The 18,391-nt window shown below is 42.0% G+C and carries 14 protein-coding genes and 2 riboswitches; of the genes, 6 read left to right on the top strand and 8 right to left on the bottom strand.

From position 1 onward, the window contains the following. Nucleotides 1-119: 119 nt before the first annotated feature. Nucleotides 120-668, bottom strand: coding sequence for a single-stranded DNA-binding protein (locus OCV27_RS01825; protein WP_125319634.1), 549 nt, complete (start codon nt 666-668; stop codon nt 120-122). Nucleotides 669-938: 270 nt separating this feature from the next. Here OCV27_RS01825 and OCV27_RS01820 point away from each other — a divergent pair, with 270 nt between their 5' ends. The 4 genes from OCV27_RS01820 (at nt 939) to OCV27_RS01805 (ending at nt 7,515) form a co-directional block, all read left to right on the top strand. Beyond that, entirely contained in the window at nt 939-1,586 is a 648-nt protein-coding gene (locus OCV27_RS01820) for a LuxR C-terminal-related transcriptional regulator (protein ID WP_125319635.1), read from the top strand. A 107-nt stretch (nt 1,587-1,693) separates the two neighbouring features. Next, a complete protein-coding gene (gene galU / locus OCV27_RS01815; RefSeq protein ID WP_125319636.1) occupies nt 1,694-2,566 on the top strand; it encodes a UTP--glucose-1-phosphate uridylyltransferase GalU in 873 nt (290 codons plus the stop codon). Between the two features lie 288 nt (nt 2,567-2,854). Next, nucleotides 2,855-5,677, top strand: a complete 2,823-nt coding sequence (uvrA, locus tag OCV27_RS01810; protein WP_125319637.1) for an excinuclease ABC subunit UvrA — start codon at nt 2,855-2,857, stop codon at nt 5,675-5,677. Between the two features lie 62 nt (nt 5,678-5,739). Beyond that, nucleotides 5,740-7,515: a PglL family O-oligosaccharyltransferase gene (locus OCV27_RS01805; protein ID WP_125319638.1), complete on the top strand. Its 1,776-nt coding sequence runs from the start codon at nt 5,740-5,742 to the stop codon at nt 7,513-7,515. Between the two features lie 41 nt (nt 7,516-7,556). Here OCV27_RS01805 and OCV27_RS01800 read toward each other — a convergent pair whose 3' ends face one another. Next, nucleotides 7,557-8,678, bottom strand: coding sequence for a pyridoxal-phosphate-dependent aminotransferase family protein (locus OCV27_RS01800; protein WP_125319671.1), 1,122 nt, complete (start codon nt 8,676-8,678; stop codon nt 7,557-7,559). Nucleotides 8,679-8,882: 204 nt separating this feature from the next. Next, a riboswitch (Lysine riboswitch) is annotated at nt 8,883-9,060 on the top strand. A gap of 88 nt (nt 9,061-9,148) precedes the next feature. On the opposite strand from OCV27_RS01800, the gene lysC reads away from it, so the two are divergent. Further along, entirely contained in the window at nt 9,149-10,501 is a 1,353-nt protein-coding gene (gene lysC / locus OCV27_RS01795; RefSeq protein ID WP_125319639.1) for a lysine-sensitive aspartokinase 3, read from the top strand. A gap of 128 nt (nt 10,502-10,629) precedes the next feature. Here lysC and pmbA read toward each other — a convergent pair whose 3' ends face one another. Continuing rightward, on the bottom strand, nt 10,630-11,973 hold the full coding sequence (gene pmbA, locus OCV27_RS01790) for a metalloprotease PmbA (RefSeq protein ID WP_125319640.1): 1,344 nt from the start codon (nt 11,971-11,973) through the stop codon (nt 10,630-10,632). Between the two features lie 108 nt (nt 11,974-12,081). Between pmbA and yjgA the strand changes: the two genes are divergently transcribed. Then, on the top strand, nt 12,082-12,609 hold the full coding sequence (gene yjgA, locus OCV27_RS01785; protein WP_125319641.1) for a ribosome biogenesis factor YjgA: 528 nt from the start codon (nt 12,082-12,084) through the stop codon (nt 12,607-12,609). A gap of 164 nt (nt 12,610-12,773) precedes the next feature. On the opposite strand, the gene thiQ is transcribed toward yjgA, so the two are convergent. From thiQ to mpl, 5 genes are all read right to left on the bottom strand, one after another. Next, the gene (gene thiQ, locus OCV27_RS01780) at nt 12,774-13,481 is read right to left on the bottom strand and encodes a thiamine ABC transporter ATP-binding protein (RefSeq protein ID WP_125319642.1); all 708 of its coding nucleotides are present in this window, start codon (nt 13,479-13,481) and stop codon (nt 12,774-12,776) included. Next, complete coding sequence (gene thiP, locus OCV27_RS01775; protein ID WP_125319643.1) at nt 13,468-15,069, bottom strand: thiamine/thiamine pyrophosphate ABC transporter permease ThiP; 1,602 nt, start codon at nt 15,067-15,069, stop codon at nt 13,468-13,470. The genes thiQ and thiP overlap by 14 nt, the downstream gene beginning before the upstream one ends. A 9-nt stretch (nt 15,070-15,078) precedes the next feature. Beyond that, complete coding sequence (gene thiB / locus OCV27_RS01770) at nt 15,079-16,071, bottom strand: thiamine ABC transporter substrate binding subunit (RefSeq protein WP_125319644.1); 993 nt, start codon at nt 16,069-16,071, stop codon at nt 15,079-15,081. A 50-nt stretch (nt 16,072-16,121) separates the two neighbouring features. Then, nucleotides 16,122-16,239, bottom strand: a riboswitch (TPP riboswitch). A gap of 27 nt (nt 16,240-16,266) precedes the next feature. Then, entirely contained in the window at nt 16,267-16,890 is a 624-nt protein-coding gene (locus tag OCV27_RS01765; RefSeq protein ID WP_125319645.1) for a flavin prenyltransferase UbiX, read from the bottom strand. A 14-nt stretch (nt 16,891-16,904) separates the two neighbouring features. Continuing rightward, nucleotides 16,905-18,254, bottom strand: coding sequence for a UDP-N-acetylmuramate:L-alanyl-gamma-D-glutamyl-meso-diaminopimelate ligase (mpl, locus tag OCV27_RS01760; RefSeq protein WP_125319646.1), 1,350 nt, complete (start codon nt 18,252-18,254; stop codon nt 16,905-16,907). Nucleotides 18,255-18,391 lie beyond the last annotated feature (137 nt).

The following is an 18,391-nucleotide window of genomic DNA, read 5'->3' as shown; positions in this document are numbered from 1 at the left end:
CCAAGACTCTAATCATCAATTAAACACAAATAACAGATGGAGTTACTCGCTGGCAAGTTTATTGTTTTAACTATATAAAAAGGCCGCGAAATTCGCGGCTTTTTTCAAGACTCAATGAGTTAGAATGGGATGTCGTCATCAAAATCCATTGGCGGCTCATTATATTGAGGCTGACTTGGATTTTGTTGTTGGGGCTGTGAATAGTTCTGTTGTGCTTGAGGTGGCTGATTTTGCTGCATAGCCGGCTGCTGAGGTTGCCCCCAACTTCCTTGCTGCTGAGGCTGACCCATCGCTTGAGCAGGTGCACCGCCTTGAGCACGACCACCCAGCATTTGCATTACACCATTAAAACCTTGTACAACCACTTCCGTTGAATAACGGTCTTGGCCACTCTGATCTTGCCACTTACGAGTCTGCAATTGCCCTTCAATATAGACTTGAGAGCCTTTACGCAAATACTCACCAGCAACTTCAGCTAATTTACCAAACAAAGATACTCGATGCCATTCTGTTTTTTCACGCTGTTCGCCTGTGGATTTATCGCGCCAACTCTCAGATGTTGCAATCGTAATGTTCGCAACAGCGCCACCACTTGGCATATAACGCACTTCTGGGTCAGAACCCAGATTACCGACTAAAATAACTTTGTTGACTCCACGGCTCGCCATGATTCGCTCCGTCTAAATTCATTCATTAACACAATAGCCCACAAGGATAACACGCTTTAGTCCGTGAACAAATTGCAATCCTCACAATGACTCCCTTCAGTCACTGCCTACACACTATTTTAGAGTAAATACCTGTCATTACGTGACTGATAGATCTAAAACTTACTTATTTGTATGAAACTAAACGCAATATTATAACTAGAGTTGGAACTCTAAGTCTTTCTCCTTCACTCTGCTCATATGTCTCAATTACACATAACATCAAGCCTTATGACAAAAAATATTTACGCTCGGACTATTTATTTTCTAACTGAGAAAAAAAAGCAAAACGACCCTATTATCGAACGCATTCAAAAAAAGATATGCATTGACATTCCCCGCATCGAGCCTAGTGACCTAATGTATGCGATGCAGTTACACAAACATAAAATACTTATGATAGATCATCAGTATTATCAATCACTCCACAACCAAATCCGCGATCTACCTTTGTCGAACAAGATATTTGAAACCATTTTATTTAATGTCGAAAAACGATTAACAACCGAAGAGTTGCTGTGTTTTGGCAATATAAAAGCATTGTTTTATCGCCACGAGTCCATAGAATCGATCGCTCGAGGGTGCGAAGAAGTTATCAATAGTGAAAATTGGCTACCCCGCAAAGTTACCGCACAACTTATTCACTACTATCGCCATGTAGTATTGAGCCAAACATCTCCCGCTACTGTTGATCTGACCTCTCGTGAGATTCAAATTCTAAGGTGCCTAAAAACAGGCGCTTCAAATATGCAAATTGCGGATGATCTGTTTATCAGCGAATTTACGGTTAAATCTCATCTATATCAAATATTTAAAAAGCTATCAGTCAAAAATAGGGTGCAGGCAATTGCTTGGGCAAATCAGCATATGCTGTCCTAATTGTGAGCGAACAAGTAAAAATACGCTCATTACAATTTATCCATTGAGTGAAAAAAATGTTAAAGTTGCGCCAACAATATAATTTATTCATTGATACAGGTATGAACATGATAAAAAAATGCCTCTTTCCTGCGGCTGGCTATGGTACTCGCTTTCTTCCAGCGACTAAGTCAATGCCAAAAGAAATGATGCCAATCGTTAACAAACCCTTAATTGAATATGGAGTTGAAGAGGCAATTCAAGCGGGTATGAATGGTATGTGTATAATTACAGGCCGCGGTAAACACTCAATCATGGATCATTTTGATAAAAATTATGAGTTAGAGCATCAAATTAGTGGCACCAATAAAGAAGATCTCCTAATCGATATTCGCGATATTATAGATAAAGCTAATTTTACTTACATTCGCCAATGTGAGATGAAAGGCTTAGGCCACGCTATATTGACTGGACGTGAATTAGTCGGTGATGAGCCTTTTGCCGTTGTTTTAGCTGATGACTTGTGTGTTAACGAACAAGAAGGCGTATTGGCGCAGATGGTGGCACTATTTAAACAGTTTCGCTGCTCAATTGTCGCGGTCCAAGAAGTTCCCGCTGATGAAACGCACAAATATGGGGTCATCTCTGGAGAAATGATTAAAGACAATATTTATCGTGTGGACGATATGGTTGAAAAACCAGAGCCGGGAACTGCGCCAAGCAACTTAGCGATTATAGGTCGTTATATCCTGACACCTGACATTTTCGAACTGATCGAAAATACACAGCCAGGTAAAGGTGGAGAGATCCAAATCACGGACGCTTTATTAAAACAGGCTCAAGCAGGTTGTGTACTCGCATACAAATTCAAAGGTAAGCGTTTTGACTGTGGCAGTGTTGAAGGTTTCATAGAAGCGACCAATTACTGTTTTGAAAACCTATATCTCAAAGACACAAAAAAGTCTGAGCTCGGTAAACAGTCGACAACAAAAGACGCCTAAGCATAATAACGGTTGTTTGAATTTTTGCGGTTAATTTTTATTTCAGATAAAGTACTTAAATCAATCAGGGAGGTTTCTACCTAGTCATTCTAAGCAAAATACCTCTCAACACTGATGTAATAACCAGCTGTAAAAATTGGCTCAACCGTCCAACAGCCCCTAATTGTCTAAACGCTGGAGTTTCCAATCCATACAGAGATTTTTACTGTTTTTTTATACAGTGCTTCTATGCAGTTCCTTAACTCTATGTAATACTTAGCCCACTTATTTTTACATTGAGCGACAGTAATGGATAAGATCGACATTCGCGGCGCACGCACCCATAATTTAAAAAATGTTAACCTGACAATTCCACGTGACAAGCTTATCGTTATTACTGGCTTATCTGGCTCCGGCAAATCATCACTTGCATTTGATACCCTTTATGCCGAAGGTCAGCGTCGTTATGTAGAGTCTCTTTCAGCCTACGCACGCCAATTTCTATCATTAATGGAAAAACCAGACGTCGATCATATTGAAGGTTTATCTCCAGCTATTTCTATTGAGCAAAAATCAACCTCTCATAACCCTCGCTCGACAGTAGGTACAATTACAGAAGTATACGACTACCTTCGTTTGCTTTATGCACGCGTGGGTGAGCCTCGCTGCCCAGAACATCAGGCGCCATTGAGTGCTCAAACCATTTCACAAATGGTCGACAAGGTTCTCGAACTCCCTGAAGGTTCAAAGATGATGCTGCTCGCTCCCATCATTAAAGAGCGCAAAGGCGAACATGTTAAAACACTTGAAAATTTAGCCGCGCAAGGGTTTATTCGCGCTAGAATAGATGGTGAAACCTGCGACTTATCGGATCCCCCCACGTTAGAGCTCCATAAGAAACATACCATTGACGTTGTCGTGGATCGTTTCAAAGTACGCAACGATGTACAACAAAGACTCGCTGAATCGTTTGAGACGGCTCTCGAATTATCAGGAGGCATTGTAGTTGTATCGCCTATGGACGGCGATGAAAAAGAAATCATTTTCTCCGCTAATTTTGCATGTCCACACTGTGGGTATAGCATGCAAGAACTCGAACCCAGATTATTCTCATTTAATAACCCAGCTGGCGCTTGCCATACATGTGACGGGTTAGGTGTCCAACAATACTTTGATCCTCAAAGAGTCATAATCGATGACAATTTAAGCCTCGCAGAAGGTGCAATACGTGGCTGGGATCAGAAAAACTATTATTACTTTCAGATGCTCTCTTCATTATCTGAGCATTTCAAGTTTGACCTGAAAGTCCCCTTTAAGTCTCTATCAAATAAAATTCGAGATGTGATTCTCAAAGGTTCTGGACGTATAGAAATAGAGTTTAAATACGTCAATGACAGGGGAGATATACGAGTTAAGCGCCATCCGTTTGAAGGTATACTCAATAATCTAGAGCGCAGATACCGTGATACTGAATCTAATTCTGTCCGAGAAGATCTTGCCAAATATATTTCAACACGCACCTGTAATAGTTGTAACGGCAGTCGGCTAAGGCTTGAAGCTCGCAATGTTTTCATTGGAGATACTACTTTACCTGAGATTGTCGAACTCAGCATTGCCGATACCCTCAACTTCTTTGAATCACTACAACTGGAAGGTCAACGCGCACAAATTGCTGATAAAGTGATGAAAGAGATCAATGATCGCCTGCAATTTTTAGTTAATGTCGGCCTCAACTACCTTAACCTATCTCGTAGTGCTGAAACCCTCTCTGGTGGTGAAGCTCAACGTATTAGGCTTGCTAGTCAAATTGGTGCAGGCTTAGTTGGTGTCATGTATGTTCTTGATGAGCCTTCAATTGGGCTTCATCAGCGTGATAACGAACGTCTATTAAAAACATTAACGCACCTTCGCGATTTAGGTAATACAGTATTAGTCGTAGAGCACGATGAAGATGCTATAAAAATGGCAGATCATGTCATTGATATAGGCCCAGGCGCAGGTATTCATGGCGGAGAAGTCGTTGCACAAGGTTCGGTAGAAGACATTATAGCAACGCCAAGGTCTCTAACAGGGCAATACCTAAGTGGTAAAAAAGAAATCACTATACCAATCCATCGTACACCCAAAGATAAAAATAAAGTGGCTAAACTTATTGGTGCAACGGGCAATAACCTAAAAAATGTCACACTAGAAATTCCAGTCGGTTTATTTAGCTGTATTACTGGTGTCTCAGGGTCTGGTAAATCAACTCTTATTAATGATACTTTCTATCAAATTGCTCATACCCAACTTAATGGGGCAACAACCGCCACACCAGCACCGTACCAAAAAATCATTGGTCTAGAACATTTTGATAAGGTTATCGATATTGATCAGAGCCCAATTGGCCGCACTCCACGCTCAAACCCAGCGACTTATACCGGTATTTTTACTCCAATTAGAGAATTATTTGCAGGCACGCAAGAGTCTCGTTCTCGGGGCTATAAACCAGGGCGATTTAGTTTTAACGTTCGCGGAGGCCGATGTGAAGCTTGCCAAGGCGACGGAGTTATAAAGGTTGAAATGCATTTTCTTCCCGATGTGTACGTCCCTTGTGATGTTTGTAAAGGTAAACGCTATAATCGAGAGACATTAGAGGTTCATTATAAAGGCAAGTCGATTGATCAAGTATTAGGAATGACAGTAGAAGATGCGCGTACGTTTTTTGACCCTGTCCCTGTCATCGCCAGAAAGCTGCAAACTCTCATCGATGTAGGGCTCTCTTATATTCGTCTTGGCCAAGCTGCAACAACTTTATCAGGTGGAGAAGCTCAACGAGTAAAACTAGCTAGGGAGCTTTCCAAACGAGACACGGGGAAAACACTGTATATATTGGATGAACCCACAACAGGGTTGCATTTTCATGATATCCAACAATTAATGGTCGTTCTCCATCGCTTAAGAGATCATGGAAATACAGTGGTCGTTATCGAGCATAACCTTGATGTAATCAAGACTTCCGATTGGGTTATCGATTTAGGGCCAGAAGGCGGACAAGGAGGTGGAGAAATTATTGCTCAGGGTACACCAGAAGAGGTATCACAAATAACTGGCTCGCACACAGCAAGATTTCTCAAGCCTATGTTAAAATAAGCAAAAATAGTAAGAACAGCAGGCCAACTATGGTCTGCTACCTTTTAAGGACACAACAACTAATGGCAAGCATTCATCTAACTGGAACAAGCTTAGAACCCCAGAAACCTAAGTTGCCACTGACTAAACCCTTTCTTGCCTCTATTGCTGCTATTCTTCTAATCGGTATGCACGTTTTTACGCCTAACCCAGGAGGCTCAGGGCTAGCACTCTCTTTTAATAGTACAACGTGGATAGCTGTATTTATCTCTATAGCTATCGGTTTTTATCAGATAGGCACCCAAGGGTTCATTAGGTATAACAAGCTCACCGTCGGCCTATTTCTTTGTTGCGTACTATTAACCTTACCCATAATCTACCCCAAGTCAGACTTTTCCCTTTCTCAGGAACGACTCATCGGACTTTGGTCTGGCTTAACGCTGTTCTTTATTCTCCAGCAATTTTGCTTTAGTAATAAGCAGAAGCAGCGCTTACTATGGTTTATCACTATTGCGGTCTTCATTCAGGCCATATTTGGCTGGTTGCAATACCTTGTTCTCGAACCTAATAATTGGTTCGGCTATAATACTATTGAAAACCGTCCCTATGGCATTTTTCAGCAGCCTAATGTAATGGCTAGTTTTCTTGCTACGGGCCTTACTCTATCAGGGTATTTACTCACTAAACATCCGAAGAAATATCATAGTCAATTAAGTGAAGTTATACTTCTTTATTTAATGCCCGTAATTACTGTTCCATTACTGTTATTTCTTGCTTCTCGAACTGGCTGGTTGAGCGCTTTTCTTTCCGTACTCTTCCTATTACCGTATTTATATCGATTTGCAACATCCAAACGATTTTGGGGCTGGGTTATATCAATTTCAATGGGGTTGATTATTGGTAGCAGTGTCATTTTTACAACGGGTGGAAGTGCTATTGTAAATGAGAAGGCACGATTGAGCGATAAGGCTAGATCACTCTTCTTACCACAAGCTATGGATATGTTGATTGAAAAGCCATTTACAGGCTATGGTTATGGTCGATTTGAACCAGAATACATTACTTATACCGCACGCCAACATCAGCTCAATCCAAACTATAAACCAGGTATGGCATCATTAGATCATCCTCATAACGAATTACTTTATTGGGGCGTTGAAGGCGGACTATTACCCGTTTTGGCGATAATAATTGCTGCCCTAATCGTGTTGCTTAGGATCTATAATGCCAAGCAAGGTACCCGGCTTGCTATGCTTGCTTTATTTGTTCCATTAATCTTACATAGCCAGTTAGAGTACCCCTTCTATCATTCCGCAATCCATTGGATAACATTTGTCATTTTGCTGTTTTGGGTTGACCAAAGAGCTCGTTCATACCGCACGACAAATATTACACTAATTACCTCAACGTTACTTAGAGTGATGAGTTTGGTGGTCCCAACCCTAGTTAGTTTTTATATGCTAACCGGCCTACATACCAACTATATACTGACTAAATTCGAGACCTCAGCAACAAAAGATCCACAACTCCTTGAACAAGTGACTAATCCAATAATATGGAAAGATAGATACGACTGGGATATTTATAGCACTTACCTCAATATTGGTCTGAACTTACAAGAAGCTAAGTATATTCAACCTTATATAGATTGGTCGTTGAAAATCATTAGAGAAAAACCAAGACCCGCTTTTTACAATAACTTGATTATTGCCTATCAAGGCTTGGGTGACACCGAGCGAGCAGAGCAAATACGTACTGAGGCACAATATTTATTCCCCGCCCGTGATTTCACAAGCGTACAATATATTGCACCAACCATTGATGCGCTCAAGCCAGACATAAACCAGTTATCAAAATAAATCCGGCGGCAATATATGCCGCCTCAAATCATCAGCTGGAGTTATGACGTTATTGCCTCTTCTAAGGCTCTTAAACACAAGGCGACATTCTCATTCCTCGCACCATAACCCATAATTCCGATCCGCCAAGCTTTACCTGCCAACGTACCTAAGCCCGCTCCTATTTCCAAATTATAATAATTCAACAAATGGCTTCGTATCTTAGCCTCATCAATGCCTTGTGGAATAAAAATAGCATTAAGCTGGGGTAAACGTACATCTGCATTTACTACAAATTCAAAGCCCAACTTATCGAGACCTAGTTTGAGTTTATTATGCATCTCTTTGTGGCGTTGCCATGCATTTTCGAGCCCTTCATTTTGCAGCATAATCAAAGACTCGTGCAAAGCATAGAGGCTATTGACTGGTGCTGTGTGATGATAGCTGCGCTTACCATCCCCACTCCAATAATCTAAGACTAAACTTTGGTCGAGAAACCAGCTTTGTACTGGTGTTCGGCGGGCGTGAATTTTTTCGATTGCAAGGGGTGAAAAAGTAACAGGGGATAATCCTGGAACGCAAGACAAGCACTTCTGACTACCGGAATAAACTGCATCTAATTGCCATTCATCAACTTTGAGAGGTATTCCCGCAAGTGAAGTAACAGCATCAACAATAGTCAAAGCGCCATGTACCTTTGCTAATTTTCCAAGAGCCTCGGCATCACTCTGCGCACCTGTCGATGTTTCAGCATGCACAAAGGCCAGTATCTTAGTATCAGGATGCTCTATCAGCGCTTGCTCTACTTTATCTAAAGAAACAGCATCACCCCAATTATCATCAATAACAACAGCAATACCGCCGACACGTACAACATTTTCGCGCATCCGCTCACCAAACACACCATTACGACACACTATGACTTTATCGCCTGGCTCAATTAAATTTACAAAGCATGCTTCCATCCCTGCACTTCCAGGGGCTGATATTGCAATTGTAAAGTCATTTTGGGTTTGGAACGCGTATTTAAGGAGCTGCTTAACTTCGTCCATCATTTGGATAAAAAGCGGGTCCAGATGACCAATCGTTGGGCGACTCAGGGCTTGTAATACTTGAGGAGAAATATCAGAGGGGCCAGGGCCCATGAGTATACGTCGGGGTGGGGTAAAGCTTTGAATCGTCATCATTCGCTCCTTAAAAGCTGTACACTTCACAAAGTTTAACTCTCACCATAAAACATATTAACCAGTACGGCAATTTCCCTAATATTCAAAACATAAGCTCTCATCACAACTTCCGTTTTTAGCTGGCGAAAGTTTCCATTGACAAACCAGTCATAAACACGTTCAATGCATGAGTGCGGTATGTTTTGTCATCGCATTTATGCATTTTGCAGAAGAGGAGCACTACCCAGGTAGGTGTATTGTGGAGCCACAACTCCAATACATAACACTGAGGGGGAGTAGTGCCGAGGTAGATCAATAGTGTGGTTTTGATCTGTCGGTTGACTTGGGTTGAGTCCCATCAACTGTCACCAGCCCAGTCTGGTGAAGAGCTTCTGAGGTAGCCCTTATTCCATAAGCCCCTCTACTCGCTCATTCTCTTCTTCAAGCAAGGATTATTATTCACTTTCAGGAAGTTTGGGAGAAATACCGTGAGCAATTTTAATGTTGCTAAATTTGGTGGTACTAGTGTCGCTAATTTTGAATCCATGAGCCGCTGTGCAGACATAATAGAACAAAGGCCACAGACTAAACTTGTTGTCATTAGTGCGTGCTCCGGAGTCACCAACTTGTTAGTTGAGTTAGCAAATGGAGTGTCTGATAACGAGCAACGCAACACTATCCTAACCAAACTCGCCACTATTCATGATGGCGTACTTAGTCAGCTCAATAACGCAACAAAAACTGCCAGTGATATTTATGAGATCCTTGATACAGTAACCAGTTTAGCAGAAGCTGCTTCTATTCAACCAAGCAAAAAACTGACTGATCACCTGGTTGCTTGTGGTGAACTAATGTCTACCCATTTGCTGACCAAACTCATGCAAGAGCGCGGAATCAATGCCAAACGATTTGATATACGTAATGCGCTACGCACAGATAGCGCCTTTGGTAAAGCCGAACCAAACCTCGATATTATTCGCAGCCAAGCTCAGTTATCTTTAGTTCCGTTGTGCCAAGAAAATATTGTTATTACTCAGGGTTTTATAGGTGCCGATAAGCAAGGCAATACGACTACATTGGGACGTGGAGGAAGCGATTATAGTGCAGCATTAATTGCAGAAGCGGTCGAAGCTCTAGGATTGGAAATCTGGACAGACGTACCTGGCATTTACACAACCGATCCACGTATTGCCCCTAAGGCCTCCCCTATAGCAGAGATAAGCTTTAGTGAAGCGTCAGAAATGGCAAACTTTGGTGCTAAAATACTCCACCCTTCGACTCTTGTTCCTGCACTTCGCCATGAGATCCCCGTATTTGTCGGCTCATCAAAACAGCCAGAACAAGGGGGGACATGGATTCGCCATCAAGTAGAAGAATCACCTTTATTCAGAGCCTTAGCCCTACGCTGCAATCAAACTATGGTTACTCTGCGTAGCGCTCGTATGTTCCATGCCTACGGTTTTCTGGCCAAAGTGTTTGAGATTCTGGCAAAACATAAAATCTCCGTTGACTTAATTACAACATCGGAAATCAGCATCAGCCTCACTCTTGACCAAACTGACACAGCAGGAGGTTCGCCCCAACTACCTCAAGAGGTTCGCGCCGAGCTTGAAGATTTATGTAGCGTTGAAGTAGAGCAGAATTTATGCCTAGTGGCTCTGATCGGTAATAATATGAGTGAGAGTAAAGGTTACGCAAAACAAGTTTTTGGTACCCTTGAGGAGTTTAATCTAAGAATGATCTGCTACGGAGCAAGTCCTCACAATCTATGTTTTTTGCTCAATGAAGCTGACTCTAAGTTAGCCATTCAAAAGCTACATAACCAATTATTCGAGCAATAATAGTCGAGATACTACCTTAAGGGTTGAATCACACATCAACCCTTAAATACAAAACAATCATTGATTAAAGGAGCTAACAAAACACGTCAGAAAATGACCATTCTTCCTAGTTATCAATGTATTTATCTTTATTCTCCTGCAACCTTCATAGTTTCTAGCAATATAGAACCCGTCTGAATTTGTGAACGAGTCTCCACATCACTACCAACCGCGATTATCTGATCAAGCATTTCTTTTAAGTTACCAGCAATAGTCACTTCAGATACTGGATACTGAATTTGTCCATTCTCAACCCAAAAACCAGCGGCTCCACGAGAATAATCACCTGTTACTATATTAACGCCTTGTCCCATAACTTCAGTAACCAGAAATCCCGTTCCTAATTCTTTAAGCATCTGCTCAAAATCTTGGCCTGTCGATTTCACAAACCAGTTATGGATGCCTCCAGCATGACCTGTCGGCGTCATATCAAGCTTGCGAGCTGCATAACTTGTCACAAGGTAAGTCGCTAATACACCATCAACGATAATGTCACGATCTTGGGTAATAACGCCTTCACTATCGAATGGACTTGATGCTAGCCCTCGCAAAACATGCGGTTTTTCGGAAATGTTAAACCATTTGGGCAATACCTGTTGGTTTAGTTTATCGAGTAAAAAAGACGATTTACGATACAAATTACCGCCACTTATAGCCATAACCAAATGCCCAATAAGCCCAGTGGCAACATCAGCAGCAAACATTATCGGATACTGACCTGTTTTGAGTTTTTGAGCGTCAAGACGGCTCACTGTTTTTTCTGCCGCCTTCAAACCAACAGATTCTGGCGTCCAAAGGTCTTCTTTGCGACGCGCAACAGTGTAGCTATAGTCACGCTCCATCACTCCATTTTGTCCTTCACCAATAACACAACAACTGGTGCTATGACGGCTTGAAGCATAGCTGGCTAACAATCCATGACTGTTACCATAAACTTTTAAGCCATAATGACTGTCATAACTAGCACCATCACTCTGTTTGATTCTATTGCTATACGACAACGCTTGCTGCTCAGCGGCAATCGCAATTTTTGCCGCCTCGTCTGGGTCCGGGGTATCAGGATGAAACAAATCAAGATTGGGCACATCTTTAACCATCAGCTCTTTTGGTGCTGGGCCTGCACATGGATCTTCTGAAGTATAATTGGCAATATCAAGCGCAGCTAAAACCGTCTGTTGAATCGCCGTTTCGCTCAAATCGGACGTAGATGCACTACCTTTACGTTGGCCACGATACACTGTGATCCCAAGCGCACCATCACTATTGAACTCAACATTCTCTACCTCGCACATCCGTGTAGAAACACTCAGTCCAGTGCTCTTGGTTATCGCTACTTCAGCACCATCAGATTTTTCCGCAGCCATTTCTAGTGCTTTCGCTACCGCGGCTTCGAGCTCAACACTTTGCTGAGCAATTTGCTGTTTTACGTCCATATTTTCTTCATACTTAAGGTATATTGCACCTAGGATAACAAGAATTTCGCTTTCTCCCCATGATTCTTGTTAAAATAGAGAAATAGATAGTTAAATTAAGGCAGAATAATGGCACGTAAGAACCAAAAAGCGCCATGGGAAGAAGACGAAGAAATCATTTGGGTTAGTAAATCTGAACTGAAACGTGATATGGAAGAGTTGCAAAAGTTGGGTGAAGAACTTATTAACCTCAAACCTTCTGTATTAGAGAAGTTTCCACTGAGTGATGAACTAGCTGAAGCAATTAAAGATGCTCAGCGATTTAAAAACGAAGCACGTAGACGTCAACTTCAATACATTGGTAAACTGATGCGTTTTGAAGATCCGGAACCTTTGCAAGCGGCTCTAGATAAAGTACGTAACAAACACTCTCAAGCAACTGCTGCTTTGCACAAACTAGAGCAACTTCGTGACCGAATTATCGCAGAAGGCGACGATGCGATTGCTGAGGCAATTGAACTCTACCCACAGGCAGACCGCCAACATTTACGCCAACTAGCTCGTCAAGCAGTCAAAGAAAAGAAAGCGGGTAAGCCAGCTAAAGCTTACCGAGAAATATTTCAGGTCTTAAAGTCTCTCTCTGATGAAGAGTTTTAAAGCTGGTCTATATTAAATACACGCTTCAAATACGTGTGTGGTTTCTATAACGTCACACACGTATTTATAAAAGTCACACTGAGGACAACATAAAGTTGTTTCATCCAATAGAACAGTAGTGACATTCAAATTTTCAAATACCATACCATCAACCCAACAAATTTTTAAGCTTGCCCTGCTTTAACAAACGCACTCACTACTGGGTCTTTATGATGAGGAGTTAAATCATCAATACTCCCTTCAGCCCATACTTTGCCTTGGTCAATGAAAGCAAAATGGGAACCAATGGCCCTTGCATCACTGATATGGTGCGTCACCATCACAAGTGTAATATTGCGCTCAATCGCAAGCTTTTGCACCAAATCGAGCATTTCTTCACGTAGTACAGGATCAAGCGCAGAAAAAGGTTCATCAAGTAACCATATTAAATGAGATTGGACAAAACATCTTGCTAGAGCAACACGCTGACGCTGACCACCTGATAATTGTTCAGGTAGGCGATCCAAGTATTCAAAAATGCCTACTTGCTGGGCTACTTGCTCAACCTGACTACGTTGCTTTAAATTGAGTTTTAAACCAGGGTGCAAACCCAGCCCTATGTTTTCTCTTACACTAAGGTGAGCAAACAGATTATGCTCCTGAAACAAAATAGCAAAGGGCCGCTGGTAAGGCTCAAGCCCGACAACATCCCTCTCATTGGCTAGGATATTGCCACTTTTGGGGTTTATAAATCCAGCAGCAAGTGCCAGCAAGGTTGATTTCCCCGCCCCACTAGGGCCCATAATAGCAACGCGGCTACCTTGTTCTATATGTAAATCAAACTGAAATATATCCTGATAATAATCGTAACAAACGGCATTAAACGTTAGCATAGCTCACCTTTGGGTTGGCTTTAAATAAGATTTCAATCAGAGCAAAGCAACCTAAACTCAACATCAGCAAAGTTACTGATACCACTGCCGCTGCATCAATTTGATAGCTCCCCAAAAGCTGGAACAAATAAAGCGGTAGAGTCCGAAAATCTTGACTACCAAATAAAGCAATCGCGCTAAGATCACCAACCGAAAACATAACGCTTATCGCAAAGGCATGTGCCATGGGTTTACGTAGCGCACGCCACTCAATCAATCGAAAACGCTGCCAACCTCTGATCCCTAAACTGGCACATAAATATTGATATTGTTGCTCAATATGCAACATGGGTTGTGAAAGGGTTTTAATCACATAAGGTAGCCCCATGAGAGCATTAACAATAACAACAACAATTAAGCTCAAACCGAAAGCATCGGTAAAACTTCGAAGTAATAAAAATAGCCCCGTGGCAATAACTAAACTCGGTGTGACAAGAATAATCGTACCGATGAGCTCTATTTGGTCGGCACTATGAACTTTAGAGTTAAGCCTTAAGCGGCGACTCGTTAGCAAGATTGCAATACCGGCTAAAAGAGCTAATCCACTCGCCATTATTGCAACCTTGCACGACGTCCACAACGCTATCCAGAACACTTGATCACTGAGTACATTCAAAGTTTGGGAATTTAATCCACTCCATACCACCATAAGCAATGGAGGAATGACCAGTAAGAGACTAAACACTATCCAAAAACTATCCCAAAAGCGGGACCCTACTGACCTTGAATAAGAGCGAAAATAGGTCACTTGTGTTCCTGATGTCACTGGCATAGTTTTAGCAAAACGATGAACAGCCAGAGCAATCAAACCACACAACAGCATTTGCCATAGCGCTAATATAGCTCCAGCTTGCAAATCAAAGTCAAATTTTATTGCCTGATAAATAGCCAATTCAATAGTCGTGGATTTGGGCCCTCCACCAAGAGCCATGACAGTGGCAAAACTGGTGAAACACAACATAAAAACTAACCCAAACACATGAGGTAACTGCTGGCGAAGCCTAGGCCACTCTACCCATTTAAATTTATTCCAGTGCGTAATACCAAGGTGGTCACAAAGTTTATGTTGTTCACTAGGAATAGACTCTAACGCCAGTAGCAGTAATCGACTGGCATAAGGAAGGTTAAAAAAGACATGGGCAAGTAAAATACCATTCAGGCCATAAATAGAAAATGGCAACTTAAAACCAAACCATTCAAGCAACATCGATATGAGACCACTGTTACCATAGATAGACAGCAACCCAAATACCCCAACCAACACAGGTAAAACTAGCGTAGACGAAAATAGCTTGAGTACCCATTGTTTACCTGGAAATACATTCCTAGATAATGCATGAGCGACTGGAATAGCCAACCCTACGCTTAATAGCGTCGATAATAATGCCTGATAAAAACTGAACTTGGTCACATATAAATAATAGGGATCCGACCACACCTGTGACAGGTCCAATGATGGAGCAACAGATAACAATGCGCCAATTGAAGAAACAACAAAGGTCGCAATAAGCATCGCGACCCACAGTCCTGATTTAGGGATTTTACGCAAAGCGTCTCCTTAGAAAGTTAAAGCGCTTTGCCACTCACGAATCCATACTTTGCGATTTTTAGCAACATCTTCTTCATTAAAACTCAATGCTGTAGTCGGCACTGTTAATGTTTCAAAACCCTTTGGTAAAGCCACATCCATCACCGGATACATCCAATTCCCCGCTGGCATGAGTAACTGAAATTCATCACTTAAAATAAATGTCATGAATTCATCTGCAAGTTTGGTGTTATTAGAGGCTTTCACTTTAGCGGCAACTTCTACTTGGGTATAATGACCTTCACTAAAATCTGCTGCAGCATACTTATCATCATTTTCCACAATTAAGTGATAGGCAGGAGACGTGGTATACGACAGTACCATGTCTGCTTCACCGTCGAGAAACATTGAATAAGCCTCAGACCAGCCTTTGGTGACAGTAACCGTTTTTTGAGCTAGTTTTTTCCATGCTGGAGTGACCGCATCGCCATAAACAGATTTCATCCACAGCATCAAACCTTGACCAGGAGTTGATGTTCGAGGATCTTGATAAATGACTTTCAAATCATCCTGCGATTCAACGAGCTCTTTAAGACTTTGGGGAGGTTTTAAAAGTTTGTTTTTGTTATAAACAAACGCAAAGTAGCCAAAATCATAGGGTAAAAATACTTTATCATTCCATTTGTTAGGCAAATTGACATTTTTCGTGTCAACCTCATGCTCTGTCAACAACCCTGTTTTCTTAGCCTCAGGCATCAAGTTTTGATCAAGCCCAAGAACAATATCTGCTTTGGTATTCGTGCCTTCTAAACGTAAGCGATTAAGAATAGACACCCCATCATCTAAAGCGACAAATTTGAGATCACAATTGCACTTCGCTTCAAATGCTCGTTCCACTTTTGGGCCAGGGCCCCACTCAGCAGCAAAAGAATCATAAGTGTAAACGGTTAACGTATTATCTGCCGAGACCGCAGAAAAAGAGGTAAATAGCGCTAAAGTAATAGAGCTATGAAGGTTTTTCACTGCTCGCTCTCCTTAATTGAGCGGCACAGGCTTGAGAAAACATTAATTAGCAAATGTTTATACTCAATTCCTACGCCAGTATTATCTGGTTCAGGTATACGAGTTCTAGGTATTACCTAATCTCAGCCTCATCATTATTAATGATGAATAGCTCCCCGTTGAGTGTTGGCCGAATTGTAATTCCAATCTTGTCAATTATCTAGGATCATATCCCCAGCGCGGCACAATTTTTTGCTCAATCCCCAAATGATCAAGGATCCTAGCAACCATAAAGTTAACCAGATCGTCTATAGAAGTCGGTTGATGATAAAACCCTGGAGCAGCTGGCATGATAGTCACTCCCATTTGGGAAAGCTTTAACATGTTTTCAAGGTGTAACGTCGAGAAAGGGGTTTCTCGCACAACCAATAATAGTTGGCCGCGCTCTTTTATTACCACATCAGCTGCTCGTTCAATTAGGTTATCAGAAATACCATGGGCAATTGCCGCAAGGCTACCGGAAGAACAAGGGCATACTACCATCTGTTTTGGTGCAGCTGAGCCTGAAGCTACAGGGGAAAACCAGTCATCTTTTCCATACACATGTAACTGCTCAGGGTCACAGCCGAGATGCTCCACCAGCATCTGTTGAGCAGCTTGAGGATTGCCAGATAACTTCATACCATGCTCAGTCGCAAGCACAACTCTCGCTGCGGAAGAAATCAACAAGTGCACCTGATAGTCTGCTGCAAGCAAACATTCTAGTAACCTCAGTCCATAGGGCGCTCCCGAAGCTCCAGTAAAAGCTAATGTAATCGCTTTATTATTTTTTTTACTCATACTACTACATTCAGTTATTCGGTAAGTTTCGCTAACAGCTTTTCTTGTATACCTTCAAATCCGCCATTACTCATTACCAAGATTTGATCGCCAGGCATAATATGCTCTACCACCATCTCTGCTAAAGCATCAACACTATTCGAAGTATAAGCTGGCTGCTTGCACTGCTGGGCGATATCAGCAACAGACCAATCAATATTATCTGGCTGATAGAGAAAAACAGCATCGGCTTGATGAAGAGAGGCTGCTAACATATCATTATGTATACCTCTTTTCATCGTAGCACTGCGCGGCTCAAGTACAGCAAAGATACGCTGACTCCCAACCTTGTTACGTAATCCATCGAGAGTGAGTTCAATTGCTGTTGGATGATGAGCAAAATCATCATAAACACTGATTTGATTAACTTCACCCTTCAGTTCCAATCTACGCCGAGTATTAATGAATTTTGCCAGTGCCTGACAAGCCAATTCAGGAACGACACCAACATGTCGAGCAGCAGCAATCGCCATAAGAGCATTATCAACATTATGATCACCCACGAGATCCCAATTAACGATTCCCGACTCGGTACCTTTGAAGAACACTTTAAATTGCGAACCATCAGCAACCAGCTTTTCAGCTCGCCAATCACCCTGCAGTCCTGTGAGCTCTGTTTCGCTCCAGCAGCCCCGCTCAAGTACATCATTAATATCTGTATTTTTAGGCACAAGAATACGCCCATCACTAGGAACCGTTCTAACTAAATGATGAAATTGGCGCTTAATCGCTTCAAGATCGTCGAAGATGTCAGCATGATCGAATTCAAGGTTATTAATAACTAAAGTTCGAGGGTGATAGTGGACAAACTTTGACCGCTTATCAAAAAAAGCACTATCGTACTCATCTGCCTCAACGACAAAAAACATACTTTCGCCCAATCGAGCAGAAACGCCAAAATTACCCAGCACACCTCCAACTAAAAAACCGGGTTGATAACCACAGTCTTCAATGATCCATGCAAGCATACTCGAAGTAGTAGTTTTACCATGAGTACCCGACACGGCAAGCACCCAGCGATCATGAAGGAGAAATTCCTGTAACCACTGAGGCCCTGATGTATAACGCATATTGGTATTAAGCACATGCTCTACACAAGGATTACCGCGACTCATTGCATTACCAATCACAACAAGATCAGGTTTGGGGTCGAGCTGAGAAGGAGAGAACCCCTCAATGATGTCAATACCTTGAGATTCCAGTAGGGTGCTCATCGGAGGGTAAATATTGGCATCACTACCAGTGACTTTATGACCTAACTGACGAGCCAAAACAGCTGCTCCACCCATAAATGTGCCACAAATCCCCAAGATATGGATATGCATATACAACCTTCTCCGCAGGTTAAAATTGACTAGATATTATGGTGATTATACGCATAAATGCGAGCGTCTTTAGTTAGGTTTTGGTTGAAAGGCACAAATAGGCGCAACTAACGCATCGTTGGTACAAAATACAAGGG

This window comes from Vibrio pectenicida (assembly GCA_024347015.1).
Lineage (GTDB): Bacteria > Pseudomonadota > Gammaproteobacteria > Enterobacterales > Vibrionaceae > Vibrio > Vibrio pectenicida.
The sequence above is the reverse complement of the archived record's forward strand: the minus strand, read 5'-3'. Positions and strand labels throughout refer to the sequence as shown.

Bases quoted from the DNA above. Each gene is read 5' to 3' on its own strand.
- OCV27_RS01825 (WP_125319634.1), bottom strand. From the start codon at position 668: ATGGCGAGCCGTGGAGTCAACAAAGTTATTTTAGTCGGTAATCTGGGT.
- OCV27_RS01820 (WP_125319635.1), top strand. From the start codon at position 939: ATGACAAAAAATATTTACGCTCGGACTATTTATTTTCTAACTGAGAAA.
- galU (WP_125319636.1), top strand. From the start codon at position 1,694: ATGATAAAAAAATGCCTCTTTCCTGCGGCTGGCTATGGTACTCGCTTT.
- uvrA (WP_125319637.1), top strand. From the start codon at position 2,855: ATGGATAAGATCGACATTCGCGGCGCACGCACCCATAATTTAAAAAAT.
- OCV27_RS01805 (WP_125319638.1), top strand. From the start codon at position 5,740: ATGGCAAGCATTCATCTAACTGGAACAAGCTTAGAACCCCAGAAACCT.
- OCV27_RS01800 (WP_125319671.1), bottom strand. From the start codon at position 8,678: ATGACGATTCAAAGCTTTACCCCACCCCGACGTATACTCATGGGCCCT.
- pmbA (WP_125319640.1), bottom strand. From the start codon at position 11,973: ATGGACGTAAAACAGCAAATTGCTCAGCAAAGTGTTGAGCTCGAAGCC.
- yjgA (WP_125319641.1), top strand. From the start codon at position 12,082: ATGGCACGTAAGAACCAAAAAGCGCCATGGGAAGAAGACGAAGAAATC.
- thiQ (WP_125319642.1), bottom strand. From the start codon at position 13,481: ATGCTAACGTTTAATGCCGTTTGTTACGATTATTATCAGGATATATTT.
- OCV27_RS01765 (WP_125319645.1), bottom strand. From the start codon at position 16,890: ATGAGTAAAAAAAATAATAAAGCGATTACATTAGCTTTTACTGGAGCT.
- mpl (WP_125319646.1), bottom strand. From the start codon at position 18,254: ATGCATATCCATATCTTGGGGATTTGTGGCACATTTATGGGTGGAGCA.